Source organism: Flavobacterium collinsii, assembly GCF_946903285.1.
Classification (GTDB): Bacteria; Bacteroidota; Bacteroidia; order Flavobacteriales; family Flavobacteriaceae; genus Flavobacterium; species Flavobacterium collinsii.
This window is the reverse complement of sequence record NZ_OX336425.1, coordinates 1,554,244-1,569,890: the sequence shown is the minus strand read 5'-3', so window position 1 is coordinate 1,569,890 and position 15,647 is coordinate 1,554,244. Positions and strand designations below refer to the sequence as shown.

Here is a 15,647-nt window from a genome sequence, read left to right as displayed (position 1 = left end):
CCGCTTAAAATTTTAAGCGGATTTTTTTATACTACCAGAACGCTATTCTCGCTTCCGGCAAAATCATTCCACTTATACGAATCCGCCTCAGGATCGTTCGCGTAAACTCCGTCAATTACGTACTTAAATTCGTAAATGGCATCTTTCACTAGGTCATAACTTGCTTTAAAAGTTCCGTTTTTCAACTTACTTAAAGTTCCTTCTTCGGGATTCCAATTGTTAAAATCACCAACAACTGCTGCCGAATTTGCATCTTTTGCATCGACTGTAAAAGTAACTTTACACACCGGCTTTGTTTTTACAAACTGTTTCTTTAAAGACATAACTATTTAATTTTTAGATTCATAGACTAAATTACATAAATTCATCTAAACTCCCGACACCCCTATAAGCGATTTGTGATAATATCAAAAACACAATATTTTTTTAACCATATCAATAAATAAATCCGCATAAAATTTTAGATTCCAAAGCTCTAAGTTACTTTGACAGAAATATTCCCGAATCTAAATAGGGTCATTACAAAATAAATTCTAACTTTATGACCTCATTTATATCTTATGGAAAAGGAAGTACACGAACAATACGAATACGCCAGAAGAAGAATCAGACAAAAGAAAATCCTTTATTTCCATTTTGTACTTTTTCTTTTAGGAAGTTTATTTTTGTTTATCGGCAATAGATTTTTCGATTTAGGAGCCACCAGCGAACAAAATTGGTGCGTTTGGGCCATAACAATTTGGTTCTTTGTCTTTATTTTGCATTTCATCAAAGTGTATATTACAGACCGGTTCATGAACAAAAAATGGGAAAGAGAACAAATTGACCGACTTGTTGCCTTGCAACAAAAAAGAATTAGTCAGTTAGAGTCGAAAATAAATGAAGATTCTGAAAATAAAATTTAGTTTAGAATGCCATGATTATAATGATAGCGGCTGTTGCCGAAAATAACGCACTTGGAAAAAACAATGAATTAGTTTGGCATTTACCAAATGATTTTAAAAGGTTTAAATCTCTTACTACCAATCATCACATTATAATGGGAAGAAAAACTTTTGAAAGCTTCCCTAAACCTTTACCCAATCGAGTTCATGTTGTAATAACACGCCAAAGCGATTATCAACCGGAAGGTTGTGTTGTTGTTGACTCTATTGAAAAAGCAATAGCAATCTGCCCTGAAAATGAAGACTCCTATATTATTGGAGGCGGTGAAATTTACAACCTTGGCCTGCCATATACAGACATCATTGAAATTACCAAAGTACATCACACTTTTGACGCAGACACTTTCTTTCCTAAAATTAGCGAAGCCGACTGGCAGCTTGTAGAATCGGAAGAAAACTTTAAAGACGAAAAACATCTTTACGATTATACCTACGAAACCTATATTAAGAAATAAAAAAAAACATCCTCTTATGGAGGATGTTTTCAAAAATAATTAATCTTTTAAATGGGCTCATTCAGGAAATAAGTTTAATAAAAATAACAAATATTAAAAATAACATTTGAAATAATTGAATAACACTGTTTATTGAGATTTTATCTCACGGGCGTCTTTAATAACAAATACCACTAAGATATTAAAGACAATTTTTCCAAAAACAAATTTAATCCTAAGAACGTATTTCACACTTTTAAAAAATAGAGTATTGACCCCCAAGAACAATACTTTTTTAACCTCTTTCCTGAACAAGTTAAGTACAAGTGCAAAACAATACCCACATTGCTTTGAGCCATTTTAAAAGATCAATCTTTAAAACTTCATCATTATTACTAAGGCAAAAGTGCACATAAATCCATCCCCCCACAATACCCACTTTTGGTGATTTTTTCAAAATAACCATTTTTGGTGATGGTCAGAAATATGATATTCCGCACCAATTAAAAACCTACTCTTAAAACAATTAAGACACAAAATAAAAAACCCAATTACAGTTAAGACAGATTGTATTATATTTGCGTAAATAAAAAAAATGTCTGAAAAAATAACCCCATATAAAGACTCTTCTTTAGGTAAAAAAGAGCAGGTTGCCCAAATGTTTGACAACATCTCCGGTAACTATGACAATTTAAATCGTGTGATCTCATTTGGTATCGACACCAAATGGAGAAAAAAAGTGCTCAAAATTGTTTCGGATACAAAACCAAAAATCATTCTTGACATAGCAACCGGAACAGGTGACTTAGCTATCTTAATGTCGCAAACAAATGCTGAAAAAATTATTGGATTGGATATTTCTGCCGGAATGCTTGAAGTAGGGAAGAAAAAAGTTCAGGCAAAAGGATTATCCAATACCATCGATTTAGTTCTAGGAGATTCTGAAAAAATACCTTTTGACGACAATTATTTCGATGCTATAACGGTTGGATTTGGAGTTCGAAATTTCGAAAATCTGGAAAAAGGTTTTGCAGAAATCTTGAGAGTTCTAAAACCAAATGGTGTTTTTGTAATTCTTGAAACTTCGGTTCCGGACAAAACACCCTACAAACAAGGTTATAAATTTTACAGCAAAAACATCCTTCCAATTATAGGAAAACTGTTTTCTAAAGACAATTCAGCATACGGCTATTTGTCTGAATCTGCCGCAGTTTTTCCTTACGGAGAAGCTCTGAACAATATTTTAAGAAAAATTGGGTTTATAGATGTTGTAGCAATGCCTCAAACTTTTGGCGTTGCAACCATTTATTCTGCATCTAAAAAATAGTATGAAAAAAACTGTAGTCTTACTTTTATTAGTCTTATCGACACAAGGATATTCGCAATTTGCTAAGAGTATGTTTAGCAAAGATCCTATTATTAATCTTGAAAACTGGCAAAAACAACGCTTGTATTTTGGCTACTATCTTGGGTTTAACAGCTTCGATTTTAAGTTTGACTACAAAGCTCCCGGCCCCGATATCCAGGTAAAAAAGACCACTGGTTTTAATGTTGGTGTTGTAGCCGATTTAAGATTACAGGAATACATCAATCTTCGTTTTGAACCGGGATTATACTATACAAAGCGTGACTTGCACTACCCAAATTTACCTTTACAGAAAGACTATCTAAGAGAGGTAAACAGTACATACATCCATTTTCCTTTACTCTTAAAGTTCTCTGCTTTGCGTACCGGAAATATACGTCCATATTTAGTTGGCGGAATGTCTTCGACACTTAATTTATCCAGTAACGCCAAATCAAAAGACGATAACTTTGAAGGAAAATTCAGAGTTAAGCAATGGACCGCTGCTTACGAACTGGGTTTTGGAATCGACATTTTCTCTGAATATTTCATCTTCTCTCCTTCTATACGCGGAATGTTTGGTATATCCGATGAACTTATTCGTGATAATCCGGCAAACGGACCTAGTCCATGGACGGACAATATCGATTCTATGAAATCAAGAGCTATTTTAATAAATTTCACTTTTCATTAAAACAAATACTTAACTATTTCGTTTAAACTCACTAAGAATAATTGCTGTTGCTGTAGCTACATTTAAACTTTCGGTTTTTTGAAGCTCCCCAAATCTTGGAATTGTGAGTCGGCTTGTCACCATTTTTTCAATTTGCTCTGAAATACCATTGGCTTCATTACCCATAATAATGATTCCATTTTGAGGCAAATTGGATTTATAGATGTTTTCACCATCCATAAAAGTTCCAAATACGGCTAATTCTGTTTGAGTTATAAACGTTTCGAGATCAACATAATTAACATTTACTCTTGTGATAGAACCCATTGTAGCCTGCACCACTTTTGGATTGTAAATATCAACGGTTTCTTTAGAGCAAACAATTTGTTTGATCCCAAACCAGTCACAAAGACGCAAAATTGTGCCTAAATTTCCGGGATCACGAATATCATCTAAGGCCAAAATTAAGCCCGAATTGATTATTTCGTTTTCGGCAGGGATTTTAAAGACAGCCAAACAGGAATTAGGAGTAGACAAAGCGCTTATTTTTTTAAGTTCCTGCTCATAAATCAGTGTTCGCTTTGAAGAATGAACCTCTTCAAAATCATTTAGAGTCGTGTATAAATGCTCTAATTCAAAATTGGATTGCAACAATTCTTGAATTACTTTTACTCCTTCGGCGAAAAACAATTGATTTGCAAAACGTTGCTTTTTTTGATGTAAACCTGAGATAAGTTTTATTTGGTTTTTACTAACCATAAAATAATGTACTTTTGAATTAAATATTTAAGAACACTTGAAAAAGAATTCCACAAAAATAATAGCATTTATCCTAATAGCAATTTTTATTTGCGCTTGTGATGCTGTAAAAAGAGTTCCTGATGGAAAAAATCTTCTTGTAAAAAATACTATTCTTGTAAATGGTAAGTCAACTAACGACGAAACTGCCTTTAATCAAATGTACCAAAAACCAAATGGTACCCTATTAGGATATCGTCTTCGTTTGAATTTATACAACTTAGCAAATTTAAATCCAGATTCTACATATCAGGCTAAATTCAAGAACAATCCAGGTTTATACGAACGCCAGTCAAAACTTTTATCAGCAAAACAAGTCGATCGCCTTGGACAATCTTTCATGTACAAAGGTATTCATGAATTTTTAAAAAGCACTGGTGAAGCGCCAGTAATTATTGACACTTCAAAAACAAAGAAAACACTCCTGCGTTTAAAATATTATTATTTCAACAATGGTTATTTTAAAGTTGCTACAGATTATACCATTGATAGTGTCGGAAGAAAGAAAGCCAAGATAAATTACAATATCAAAACCGGTCCAGCTTATACTTTAGATACTATTAAAACCAAAATAATGACTCCCGCCTTGGACTCATTATATAAAGTCAACAACGATCCTTCAGCTTTAAAATCAGGAAAACAATACAAAACCAGTGATTTTGAAGAAGAAAAAAATCGTCTTACCACCTACTTCCGAAATCATGGCGCTTATTATTTTCAACCTACTTATGTCACTTTTGACATTGATACCATTGGCAAAAAAGACAAAGCCAATGTAATGCTAATTGTAAACAACAACAACATTCAGGAAAGAGATTCCAGCAGAACAGAACCTTTTAAATTATACAAAATCAGCGATGTAAACATCTACACCGATTATTCTGCTGCAAATGCAAAAAATAAAATTACAGATAGCACCACTTACAACAACTTTAACCTTTACAGTTATAAAAAACTAAAATACAAACCACGCGCCATTACCGATGCGGTTTTTATCAGTAAGGGAAGTACTTTCTCGGATACCAGAACCACACTTTCTTCAAGATATCTGAACAATTTGAAAATTTTCAACTACCCGTCTATTCAATATGAAGTTGACAAACGTGACTCGACTGCACAGTCTTTAATTGCAAATGTTTACCTCACGCCTAGAAAGAAATATAGTTTCGGAGCCACTTTTGACGTTACGCATTCCAATATTCAGGATTTTGGTATCGGAGCCAGTATTTCCGAAACGATTCGAAACGTTTTTAACAGGGCAGAAACTTTAGAAATTTCTACCCGTTTGAATTTAGGTTCATCGCGCGATATGGCAAATCCCAACAACAATTTCTTCAACGTTTCGGAGTATGGTGTTGATTTAAAACTAAATTTCCCAAGGATTTTATTGCCTTTTGGAACTGAAAAAATTATTCCGAAAAGAATGATTCCTTCCACCAGTATTGCCGGAGGTTTCTCCAAACAAAGGAACATTGGTCTGGACAAAGAAAATTTCACCGGAGGTATTGCTTATAACTGGTCTCCAAAACGAGGAAATACAGCAAAATTTGAATTGCTTAATGCACAATTTGTACGTAATTTAAATCCGGGCAACTATTTTAACGTTTACACTTCATCATACAGAGAACTTAATAACATTGGTAAGCAATACAACAAAAACGAGTCTTATTTTGACAATCCGAACGATCAAAACCTTACGATTCCTCAAGGAACTGCCGGATTCACCAATGATGTATTGTCCCCCAACTCCAATTTAATCCTTCCTGATCAGGACTATAAAGATGTAAAAAGCATTGAAGAAAGAAGAGTTCGTCTAACCGAGAATGACTTTATTCTGGCCACAAGCTATACTTTTACCAAAACCACAAAAAAAGATCTTGCCGATAATACATTCTATCAGTTTAAAACCAAAATAGAATCAGCCGGTACTTTGCTATCAGCTATTTCAAACATTGGAAACTTTCAAAAAAATGGCAAAGGCAATTATGAAATTTTTAATCTGGAATATTCAGAATACATCAAAACTGAATTTGATTATATCAAACACTGGGATTTTGGAAAAGAAAAAGTACTGGCAGTACGAAGCTTTTTTGGAATTGCGATTCCATTTGGAAATTCAAACTACATCCCATTTTCACGAAGTTATTATGCAGGAGGTTCAAACGACAACCGGGCATGGCAGCCCTATGCTTTGGGTCCCGGAAGCACTAATGCTGCAAATGATTTTAACGAGGCTAACATGAAAATAGCAATGAGTGCCGAGCTTCGTTTTAAAATTTTTGGAAGTGTTAAAGGAGCCATCTTCGCAGACGCCGGAAATATCTGGAATGTGCTCGATAATGTGATTGACGAGAAGGCAAAATTCTCTGGCGTAAACGATTTAGCTGAAATTGCACTAGGTACAGGATTTGGTTTACGTTACGATTTGAGCTTTTTTGTTATTCGTTTGGATATGGGCTTTAAGACCTATAACCCAGCGCATGAGAAGGGAGATCGCTGGTTTAAAGAATACAATTTTGGGCACTCGGTTTTAAATTTTGGAATAAATTATCCATTCTAATGCTAATTAATTCTTATTTTTGCAACCTAAAAACTAAAAACAACTAAAAAAAATTACAATGGCACACAATATTAAACCGGGGGTAGCTACAGGAGATCAGGTTCAGGAAATTTTTAACTATGCGAAAGAAAAAGGATTTGCTTTACCTGCAGTAAACGTTACAGGTTCAAGTACAATCAATGGAGTTCTTGAAACTGCAGCAAAATTAAACGCACCGGTTATTATCCAATTTTCAAACGGAGGAGCACAATTTAACGCTGGAAAAGGACTATCTAATGCAGGAGAAAAAGCAGCAATTGCTGGTGGAATCGCCGGAGCAAAACACATTCATACTTTAGCAGAAGCTTACGGAGCAACTGTAATTCTTCATACTGACCACTGCGCAAAAAAATTATTACCTTGGATTGATGGTTTATTAGATGCTTCTGAAAAACATTTTGCAGAAACAGGAAAACCATTATACAGTTCTCATATGATCGATTTGTCTGAAGAGCCAATCGAAGAAAACATCGAAATCTGTAAAGAGTACTTGGCGAGAATGAGCAAAATGGGAATGACATTAGAAATCGAGCTTGGTATTACAGGTGGTGAAGAAGATGGTGTTGACAACTCTGACGTTGACAGTTCAAAATTATACACTCAGCCAGAAGAAGTAGCTTTTGCTTACGAAGAATTATCTAAAATAAGCCCTAAATTTACAATTGCAGCTGCTTTTGGAAACGTTCACGGTGTTTACAAACCAGGAAACGTAAAATTAACTCCAAAAATCTTAAAAAATTCTCAGGATTTCGTTCAAAACAAATTCAACACTGGTCATAATCCGGTAGATTTCGTTTTCCACGGAGGTTCAGGTTCTACACTTGAAGAAATCAGAGAAGCAATTGGATACGGAGTAATCAAAATGAATATCGATACCGATTTACAATTTGCATACACAGAAGGAATTCGTGATTATATGGTTAAAAATATTGACTATTTAAAAACTCAAATTGGTAACCCAGAAGGTGCTGATGTTCCTAACAAAAAATATTACGACCCAAGAAAATGGGTACGTGAAAGCGAAGTAACATTCAATACAAGACTTGAACAAGCTTTTGCAGACTTGAATAACGTAAATACACTATAAATTTTAGATTTCTGATTTTAGATTTTAGATTTTTCGAAGTCTAAAATCTAAAATCTAAAGTCTAAGATCTAAAATCTAAAAAAATGGCTTGGTTTAAAAGACAGGAAAAAGGGATTACAACTGCTACTGAAGACAAGATGGACGTTCCGAAAGGATTGTGGTACAAATCTCCTACAGGAAAAATTATTGACGCTGACGAATTAGCCCGAAACTTATTTGTAAGCCCGGAAGATGATTTTCATGTTCGAATTGGAAGCGCAACCTATTTTGAAATTTTATTCGACAATAATGAGTTTGTTGAATTAGATAAAAACATGACTTCTAAAGATCCTTTGCATTTTGTGGATACAAAAAAATATGCAGAACGATTAAAAGATGTAATGGAGAAAACACACTTAAAAGACGCTGTGCGTACCGGAGTGGGAAAATCTAAAGGAAAAGAACTTGTAATTTGCTGTATGGATTTCGCCTTTATAGGTGGATCTATGGGAGCTGTTGTAGGAGAAAAAATCGCCAGAGGTATTGATCATGCGATCAAAAACAAATTACCTTTTGTAATGATTTCTAAATCTGGTGGAGCTCGTATGATGGAAGCTGCTTATTCTTTAATGCAATTAGCAAAAACATCTGTAAAATTAGCACAATTGGCAGAAGCTAAACTACCATACATCTCACTTTGTACAGATCCAACAACCGGAGGAACAACTGCATCATACGCTATGTTAGGAGACATCAACATCTCTGAGCCTGGTGCTTTGATTGGTTTCGCTGGTCCACGTGTAGTTCGTGACACAACAGGTAAAGATTTACCGGAAGGTTTTCAAACTGCTGAGTTCTTATTAGAGCACGGTTTCCTTGACTTTATCACGCCAAGAAAAGAATTAAAAGACAAGATCAACTTGTATATCGATTTGATTCAGAATAACGATATTAGATAGTTTTTAAACTTCTTAATACAAAATCCCAAGAAATTGCTTCTTGGGATTTTTTTATTTTTATAACCGACAAGATATCCCGTTCCTATGGAACTCACGGATTCGCAATTGATCATGTTCAACGGAATGAATTCCGTTGCTACAAAATAAATCATTCCTACGGAATTTTTATCGATGTGTAAACCCAATCCTAACTTCAACGCGATAAATTCTACCGATATTTAATTCCTACGGAATATTTCGCGGTTTGTGATTTCAATCTTAATTCTTAACGGAATAAATTCCGTTGCTACCGAGATTTCATTTATATGGAATTTCTATCGGCGTATGGCTTCAATCTTAACTTCAACACGATAAATTCTACCGAAATTTAATTCCTACGAAAATTTTCTTAACTGACAATTTTAATCGCAACTAATTAATACTTGTCTGAAAAATTGTATTTTTGTTTTTGATACACAAATAACAGTTTTGTACCCAAGCGAACTACCAGAAAATGTATTTAACAAAAACTGACTTGTTTTCTACCAAAACCATTTTCTTTAAAAGCAATATAAATATCTTTGAACTATGAGCACAGCAACAAAACCCAACCATATAGGACGAAAAATTAGTCGTATTCGTGAACTAAGAGATATGAAGCAGGAAGCTTTGGCTCAGGCTTTAGGAACATCTCAGCAGACCGTATCTGCAATAGAGAATAGTGAAACCATAGATGATGCAAAACTTGCAGAAGTAGCAAAAGCACTTGGTGTAAGTATTGAAGCTATAAAAAACTTTACAGACGAAAATATGATTAGTTACTTCAATAATTTTTACGACAACAGCTGTAATGGAGCAAATGGAATGTTTCATGCAAATTATTGCAATTTCAATCCATTAGATAAAGTCATTGAACTCTACGAACGTATGCTTCAGGCAGAAAAAGAAAAAGTTGAGTATTTCGAAAAAATATTGAAAGAAAAATAAGTTCTTTCAAAAACATATTAATTCCTCAAAATCTAACTTTAAAATCGTAACCTTATGAAAAAGATTGCTTTTCTAGCACTTATCATGTTAGCATCACTCTCCATTCAGGCGCAAACTTCGAAAGAACTTGTAGGTAAATGGCAATTGGTAAAACTCACTAAAAACGGGAAAGAAAAAGATATAAAAGAGAAATTCAAAAGCGATCAGGTGTTTCAGGTCTTCAATGAAGATGGAAAATTTACAGGAATCGTAGGAGACAAAAGTACCAACGGCAAATGGAAACTTTCTAAAAAAAATGATGTCTTAACCGTTACCGTTAATTTAATACCTGTAAAATTTCAAATTGAATACTTTGACAGCCAGAAACGTGTTATTACCCAAGATCAACTTGGGACTTTAGAATACAAAAAGATAAACAACTGATACATCCAAAAACCTTATACTAACCCACACATAATAAAATTAAAAAGTCCGCAAAGCTCTAAGACAAGCTTTACGGACTTTATTTTATGCGATTAAGCCTCCAAGAGGTGTTATGCCAAGACAATTAAATACCGCAGCCTAAGAGTCAAAATCAAAAATCCGGTGTAATAAAAAACTCAAGATCTTAGCCCCTCAGAACCTCAATTACTTCAAGGAAGCCATGTCAATTACAAAACGATACTTCACATCACTTTTATTCATTCGATCGTAAGCTTCATTAATGTATGCCATATCGATAATTTCAACATCAGAAGTAATATTATGTTCAGCACAGTAATCTAACATTTCCTGAGTTTCTTTTATTCCTCCAATCAAGCTTCCAATAATGCTTCTTCTTTTCATGATTAAAGTAAAAACAGGAATTTCAGCGGGTGCTGGTGGAGCTCCAACAACAATCATGGTTCCGTTAGTAGTTAATAAATTCAGATAGGCATTATGATCGTGTTTTGCTGAAACAGTGTTGAGGATAAAATCGAAACTATTTGCTAACGATTCCATTGTTTCAGGATTTGAGGTTAAAGCAAATTTATGCGCTCCTAATTTCTTCGCATCAGCTTCTTTTGAAGGAGAGTGACTTAACATTGTAACTTCGGCACCGAAAGAAACGGCAAATTTTACAGCCATATGTCCTAAACCACCAAGTCCTAAAACTCCAACTTTATGCCCTTTACCTACTTTTAAATATCGTAACGGAGAATAAGTGGTAATTCCTGCGCAGAGTAACGGAGCAACTCCTTTAATATCCAGTTTTTCAGAAACATGAAGGGTATAACTCTCATCAACAATAATACTGTTTGAGTATCCTCCACGGGTTGGAATATTGGTTCCTCTTTCGACACTGTTATAAGTTCCGGTCATTCCTTCATCACAAAATTGCTCTTCACCCGACTGACAGCTTGGACAAACTCTACAAGAATCTACGAAACAACCTACCCCAGCCAGTTCTCCAACTTTAAATTTAGAGACTTCACTTCCAACAGCTACAATTCGGCCAACAATTTCATGACCGGGAACTAAAGGATAGTCAACAGGCCCCCAGTCGCCTTTTGCAGTATGAATATCAGAATGGCAAACGCCACTGTATAAAATTTCGATCTGAACCTGATGAGCACCAACTTCTTTTCTTTCAAACGTATAAGGTTTTAACGGATTTACAGCATCATAGGCTGCATAAGCTTTTACTGGTATCATATTATCGTTTTTAAATTAGGGTATTAAAATTACGATAAAATTCAACAGCAAAACCAAAATTAAAATGATCCAGAAATGTTTTTTTTCTGTAGTGTGCTTACATCCCGGTTCGAATCGCTTCAACCGGATCTAAATTTGCGGCAGAGATAGCCGGTAATATTCCGGAAATTAATCCGATAATTGCGGCCAGTCCTGTTCCTAAAATTATATTCCCTGTGCTTAAAACAAATTCAAAGTCAAGTACTTTTGTCAAAATAAGGGCAATACCCCAAACCATCAGCAAGCCAATTATTCCGCCAATAACAGAAAGAATAACCGCTTCGAATAAAAACTGAAATAGAATAAATCGATTTTTAGCTCCTAATGATTTCTGAATTCCAATTAAATGGGTTCTTTCTTTTACGGATACAAACATGATATTCGCAATTCCGAAACCGCCAACTAAAAGAGAAAATCCACTGATAATCCATCCAACAACATTCATCTGTCCCAAAATCCCATCTATAAAATCGGTAAAACCGGAAAGTACATTAATGAAAAAATTATCCGCTTCGCCGGCTTTCATTCCACGCATTGCTCTTAATTTTTGCGCAACCTGCGCTTTATAAGCATCCATATCTACCCCTTTCGATGGTTTTATAACAATTACGGGGGTCATGGCATCACTGTCACCATACATTCGGCGTAGAAAATTAGCAGGTAAATAAACGGTGGTATCATAGCTTTCTCCAAAAAAACCCGCACCTTGCTTTGCAATTACACCAATAACGGTAAAACGTTGTCCGTACAAACGAATATTTTTTCCAATAGGATCACTTGTACCAAAAAGTCCTTCAGCAATTTCGTATCCCAAAACAATAACAGGAGCTCCGGAATTCGATTCAGATTCGGTATAAAATCTTCCTTTTTCTAAAGTCAATCCGTCAATATCAACCATTTCATTTGACGAAGGAACAATATTTACATCGCTAACTGTCTTCGAATCGTATTTTAAACTTTCCCTTTTTACAAAAAGCTGATAAGCAACCTGATCAGTATTCGTAAGAGAATTTTTAAGTCCTATGTACTCGTCGTATTTCACATTTGGAAACTGATCTCTTTTCCATTGCGGAATTTCAGTTGGGCCAAAAGACATCTTCACTAAATAAATCGTATTTTTATCTAAGCTGCTTAAATCCTTCGAAATTTTACGGTCTAAAGAATCAACTGCCGCCAAAACAGCAATAATTGAAAAAATCCCAATTGTTACTCCCAACAAAGACAATAAAGTTCGTAGTTTATTATTTCGCAAAGCATTAACAGCAAAGCTCAAACTTTCTTTTAATAATCTAAGATAAACAAGCATATAGTAGTATTTTTCAATAAAGTAAAATTCAATAATTTAAAATCAAAAACCTAATAAAAGTTAACTTACTCATCAGTAGTTTTTTTTAGCATAATGTTACATTAATTTTCTTTAAAATAAGGTTTAAAAAAACTACTTTTGCAGTCTCAAAAATCATAACTACACGATGAGCACAACTAAAACAATACAATCGGCATTAATATCTGTTTTTTCAAAAGACGGTTTAGAGCCAATCGTTAGAAAATTACACGAACAAAACGTAACACTTTACTCGACTGGAGGAACCGAAGATTTTATAAAAAATCTTGGCATTCCTGTTGTTCCTGTTGAAGATATCACTTCTTTCCCTGAAATTCTTGGAGGAAGAGTAAAAACACTTCACCCGAAAATCTTTGGTGGAATTTTAAACCGTCAGGATAACGAAAGTGATGTTCAGCAAATGAAGGAATTTGATATTCCACAAATTGATTTGGTAATTGTTGATTTGTATCCGTTTGAGAAAACTGTTGCTTCAGGTGCAAGCGAGCAGGATATTATTGAAAAAATTGACATTGGCGGAATTTCATTAATCCGTGCCGGTGCAAAAAACTTCAAAGACACCGTAATTGTAGCTTCAGTAAACGAATACAGTCTGCTTTTAGATTTGATTACAGAGCAAAATGGAGCAACAACTCTTGAAAACAGAAGATTACTTGCTACAAAAGCGTTCCACGTCTCATCTCACTACGATGGCGCTATTTTTAACTATTTCAATACTGACGAAACCATTTACAAAGAAAGTATTGCAGATGGTCAGGTTTTAAGATACGGGGAAAACCCTCATCAAAAAGGATTTTTCTTTGGTGATTTTGACGCTATGTTCAAAAAAGTTCACGGAAAAGAATTATCATACAACAACTTATTAGATGTTGATGCCGCAGTAAACTTAATTAATGAATTTAAAACTGACGGACCAACATTTGCTATTTTAAAACACAACAATGCTTGTGGTTTGGCCTCAAGAAAAACAATCAGCGAGGCTTATCTAGCAGCTTTGGCTTGTGATCCTACATCGGCTTTTGGAGGTGTTTTGATTGCAAATACTAAAATCGACCTGGATACAGCACAGGAAATCAACAAGTTGTTCTGCGAAGTGGTAATTGCTCCAAGTTATGATGACGAAGCAATTGCTGTTTTACAAGAAAAGAAAAACAGAATCATATTAATTCAAAATGAAGTTGAATTACCTTCAAGACAAGTAAGAACATGTCTTAATGGTTTGTTAATTCAGGACAGAAATAATATTACAGATACTAAAGAGCATTTAAAAACCGTTACTATTACTGAGCCTACAGCTGAAGAGATAGAAGATTTAATATTTGCTTCAAAAATTTGTAAAAACACCAAATCAAATACAATCGTATTTGCCAAAAACGGAACATTAATTTCGTCAGGAACAGGTCAGACTTCAAGAGTAGACGCTTTAGTTCAAGCAGTTGACAAAGCAAAAGCTTTTGGATTTGATTTAACTGGTGCTTCAATGGCAAGTGATGCATTTTTCCCGTTTCCGGATTGTGTAGAATTAGCCAAAAAAGCAGGAATAACTGCTGTTATTCAGCCAGGAGGCTCAATAAAAGACGAATTAAGCATAAATTATTGCAATGAAAACAATCTTGCAATGGTATTTACGGGAACACGTCATTTTAAACATTAATTTGTTTAACTTTGTTCAAAATAATTTATAACATTTTAAACCCCTAAAAAACTTATGGGATTTTTTGATTTCATGACCGAGGATATTGCGATAGACCTTGGTACCGCAAACACTTTAATCATTCATAATGATAAAGTTGTTATTGATAGTCCGTCGATCGTTGCACGTGATAGAATATCAGGCAAAATCATTGCTGTTGGTAAGGAAGCCAATATGATGCAAGGTAAAACGCATGAAAACATCAAGACCATAAGGCCTTTGAAAGATGGTGTAATTGCAGATTTTGATGCTTCAGAAAAGATGATCAATATGTTCATCAAAAGTATTCCGGCATTGAAAAAAAGAATGTTTACTCCAGCTTTAAGAATGGTGGTTTGTATTCCTTCCGGTATTACCGAAGTGGAGATGAGAGCTGTAAAAGAATCTTGTGAAAGAGTAAACGGAAAAGAAGTTTACTTAATTCACGAGCCGATGGCAGCAGCAATTGGTATTGGCATTGATATCATGCAACCAAAAGGAAACATGATTGTTGATATTGGAGGAGGAACAACCGAAATTGCAGTTATTGCATTAGGCGGAATCGTATGCGACAAATCTGTAAAAATTGCAGGTGACGTTTTCACAAACGATATCGTTTATTATATGCGTACACAACACAACCTTTTTGTTGGAGAAAGTACTGCTGAAAAAATAAAAATTCAAATTGGTGCCGCTATCGAAGATTTAGACGGTCCTCCAGAAGATATGTCAGTTCAGGGTAGAGACTTACTTACAGGTAAACCTAAACAAGTAGATGTTTCTTATCGTGAAATTGCAAAAGCACTTGACAAATCAATTCAACGTATCGAAGACGCGGTAATGGAAACATTATCTCAGACTCCTCCTGAATTAGCAGCCGATATTTACAATACAGGTATTTACTTAGCTGGTGGTGGATCTATGTTAAGAGGCCTTGATAAGCGTATTTCGCAAAAGACAGATTTACCTGTTTATATTGCTGAAGACCCTTTAAGAGCAGTTGTTCGCGGAACCGGAATGGCACTTAAAAACATTGCGAAATTTAAAAGTATCTTAATCAAATAAGATTCAAAATAACAATCAATATATTTTTATTAGAGTTGAATTTAAACGTTCAACTCTAATAAATTTTG

General features: G+C 34.6%; 15 protein-coding genes. 11 read left to right on the top strand and 4 right to left on the bottom strand.

Going from position 1 to position 15,647, the window contains the following annotated elements:
• Positions 1-26: 26 nt before the first annotated feature.
• Positions 27-323 (bottom strand): isoamylase early set domain-containing protein, encoded by a 297-nt coding sequence (locus OGZ34_RS07070; protein WP_263362582.1) that lies wholly within the window; start codon positions 321-323, stop codon positions 27-29.
• 237 nt (positions 324-560) lie between these two features.
• On the opposite strand from OGZ34_RS07070, the gene OGZ34_RS07065 reads away from it, so the two are divergent.
• The 4 genes from OGZ34_RS07065 to porT all read left to right on the top strand — a co-directional run bounded on the left by OGZ34_RS07065 (position 561) and on the right by porT (position 3,417).
• On the top strand, positions 561-905 hold the full coding sequence (locus OGZ34_RS07065; RefSeq protein WP_173966561.1) for a 2TM domain-containing protein: 345 nt from the start codon (positions 561-563) through the stop codon (positions 903-905).
• Positions 906-916: 11 nt separating this feature from the next.
• Positions 917-1,399: a dihydrofolate reductase gene (locus OGZ34_RS07060; RefSeq protein WP_173966562.1), complete on the top strand. Its 483-nt coding sequence runs from the start codon at positions 917-919 to the stop codon at positions 1,397-1,399.
• A gap of 574 nt (positions 1,400-1,973) precedes the next feature.
• Positions 1,974-2,705 (top strand): bifunctional demethylmenaquinone methyltransferase/2-methoxy-6-polyprenyl-1,4-benzoquinol methylase UbiE, encoded by a 732-nt coding sequence (gene ubiE / locus OGZ34_RS07055; RefSeq protein WP_173966563.1) that lies wholly within the window; start codon positions 1,974-1,976, stop codon positions 2,703-2,705.
• Position 2,706: 1 nt separating this feature from the next.
• Positions 2,707-3,417, top strand: a complete 711-nt coding sequence (gene porT, locus OGZ34_RS07050; protein WP_173966564.1) for a type IX secretion/gliding motility protein PorT/SprT — start codon at positions 2,707-2,709, stop codon at positions 3,415-3,417.
• A gap of 9 nt (positions 3,418-3,426) precedes the next feature.
• On the opposite strand, the gene OGZ34_RS07045 is transcribed toward porT, so the two are convergent.
• Positions 3,427-4,155: a TrmH family RNA methyltransferase gene (locus tag OGZ34_RS07045; RefSeq protein WP_173966565.1), complete on the bottom strand. Its 729-nt coding sequence runs from the start codon at positions 4,153-4,155 to the stop codon at positions 3,427-3,429.
• 37 nt (positions 4,156-4,192) lie between these two features.
• Between OGZ34_RS07045 and tamL the strand changes: the two genes are divergently transcribed.
• The 5 genes from tamL to OGZ34_RS07020 all read left to right on the top strand — a co-directional run bounded on the left by tamL (position 4,193) and on the right by OGZ34_RS07020 (position 10,207).
• Positions 4,193-6,754 (top strand): translocation and assembly module lipoprotein TamL, encoded by a 2,562-nt coding sequence (gene tamL, locus OGZ34_RS07040; RefSeq protein WP_263362581.1) that lies wholly within the window; start codon positions 4,193-4,195, stop codon positions 6,752-6,754.
• Between the two features lie 58 nt (positions 6,755-6,812).
• Positions 6,813-7,880: a class II fructose-bisphosphate aldolase gene (fbaA, locus tag OGZ34_RS07035; protein WP_173966567.1), complete on the top strand. Its 1,068-nt coding sequence runs from the start codon at positions 6,813-6,815 to the stop codon at positions 7,878-7,880.
• A gap of 83 nt (positions 7,881-7,963) precedes the next feature.
• Positions 7,964-8,818 (top strand): acetyl-CoA carboxylase, carboxyltransferase subunit beta, encoded by an 855-nt coding sequence (gene accD, locus OGZ34_RS07030; RefSeq protein WP_017498373.1) that lies wholly within the window; start codon positions 7,964-7,966, stop codon positions 8,816-8,818.
• Positions 8,819-9,385: 567 nt separating this feature from the next.
• The gene (locus tag OGZ34_RS07025; RefSeq protein ID WP_263362580.1) at positions 9,386-9,784 is read left to right on the top strand and encodes a helix-turn-helix domain-containing protein; all 399 of its coding nucleotides are present in this window, start codon (positions 9,386-9,388) and stop codon (positions 9,782-9,784) included.
• A gap of 54 nt (positions 9,785-9,838) precedes the next feature.
• Entirely contained in the window at positions 9,839-10,207 is a 369-nt protein-coding gene (locus tag OGZ34_RS07020; protein WP_263362579.1) for a DUF5004 domain-containing protein, read from the top strand.
• Between the two features lie 204 nt (positions 10,208-10,411).
• Here the strand turns inward: OGZ34_RS07020 and OGZ34_RS07015 are convergent, their stop codons facing one another.
• Positions 10,412-11,458 carry an NAD(P)-dependent alcohol dehydrogenase gene (locus OGZ34_RS07015; RefSeq protein WP_263362578.1) on the bottom strand — a complete coding sequence of 349 codons (1,047 nt, stop codon included), beginning with the start codon at positions 11,456-11,458 and terminating at the stop codon, positions 10,412-10,414.
• A 97-nt stretch (positions 11,459-11,555) separates the two neighbouring features.
• Entirely contained in the window at positions 11,556-12,803 is a 1,248-nt protein-coding gene (locus tag OGZ34_RS07010) for an ABC transporter permease (RefSeq protein ID WP_173966570.1), read from the bottom strand.
• A 166-nt stretch (positions 12,804-12,969) separates the two neighbouring features.
• On the opposite strand from OGZ34_RS07010, the gene purH reads away from it, so the two are divergent.
• On the top strand, positions 12,970-14,496 hold the full coding sequence (purH, locus tag OGZ34_RS07005; RefSeq protein ID WP_173966571.1) for a bifunctional phosphoribosylaminoimidazolecarboxamide formyltransferase/IMP cyclohydrolase: 1,527 nt from the start codon (positions 12,970-12,972) through the stop codon (positions 14,494-14,496).
• Between the two features lie 54 nt (positions 14,497-14,550).
• Complete coding sequence (locus OGZ34_RS07000) at positions 14,551-15,579, top strand: rod shape-determining protein (protein WP_007804822.1); 1,029 nt, start codon at positions 14,551-14,553, stop codon at positions 15,577-15,579.
• Positions 15,580-15,647 lie beyond the last annotated feature (68 nt).

Coding starts and splice junctions, on each gene's coding strand:
- fbaA (WP_173966567.1), top strand. CDS start 6,813: ATGGCACACAATATTAAACCGGGGGTAGCTACAGGAGATCAGGTTCAG.
- OGZ34_RS07065 (WP_173966561.1), top strand. CDS start 561: ATGGAAAAGGAAGTACACGAACAATACGAATACGCCAGAAGAAGAATC.
- OGZ34_RS07025 (WP_263362580.1), top strand. CDS start 9,386: ATGAGCACAGCAACAAAACCCAACCATATAGGACGAAAAATTAGTCGT.
- OGZ34_RS07000 (WP_007804822.1), top strand. CDS start 14,551: ATGGGATTTTTTGATTTCATGACCGAGGATATTGCGATAGACCTTGGT.
- OGZ34_RS07020 (WP_263362579.1), top strand. CDS start 9,839: ATGAAAAAGATTGCTTTTCTAGCACTTATCATGTTAGCATCACTCTCC.
- purH (WP_173966571.1), top strand. CDS start 12,970: ATGAGCACAACTAAAACAATACAATCGGCATTAATATCTGTTTTTTCA.
- OGZ34_RS07015 (WP_263362578.1), bottom strand. CDS start 11,458: ATGATACCAGTAAAAGCTTATGCAGCCTATGATGCTGTAAATCCGTTA.
- OGZ34_RS07070 (WP_263362582.1), bottom strand. CDS start 323: ATGTCTTTAAAGAAACAGTTTGTAAAAACAAAGCCGGTGTGTAAAGTT.
- accD (WP_017498373.1), top strand. CDS start 7,964: ATGGCTTGGTTTAAAAGACAGGAAAAAGGGATTACAACTGCTACTGAA.
- OGZ34_RS07045 (WP_173966565.1), bottom strand. CDS start 4,155: ATGGTTAGTAAAAACCAAATAAAACTTATCTCAGGTTTACATCAAAAA.
- OGZ34_RS07060 (WP_173966562.1), top strand. CDS start 917: ATGATTATAATGATAGCGGCTGTTGCCGAAAATAACGCACTTGGAAAA.
- OGZ34_RS07010 (WP_173966570.1), bottom strand. CDS start 12,803: ATGCTTGTTTATCTTAGATTATTAAAAGAAAGTTTGAGCTTTGCTGTT.
- ubiE (WP_173966563.1), top strand. CDS start 1,974: ATGTCTGAAAAAATAACCCCATATAAAGACTCTTCTTTAGGTAAAAAA.
- porT (WP_173966564.1), top strand. CDS start 2,707: ATGAAAAAAACTGTAGTCTTACTTTTATTAGTCTTATCGACACAAGGA.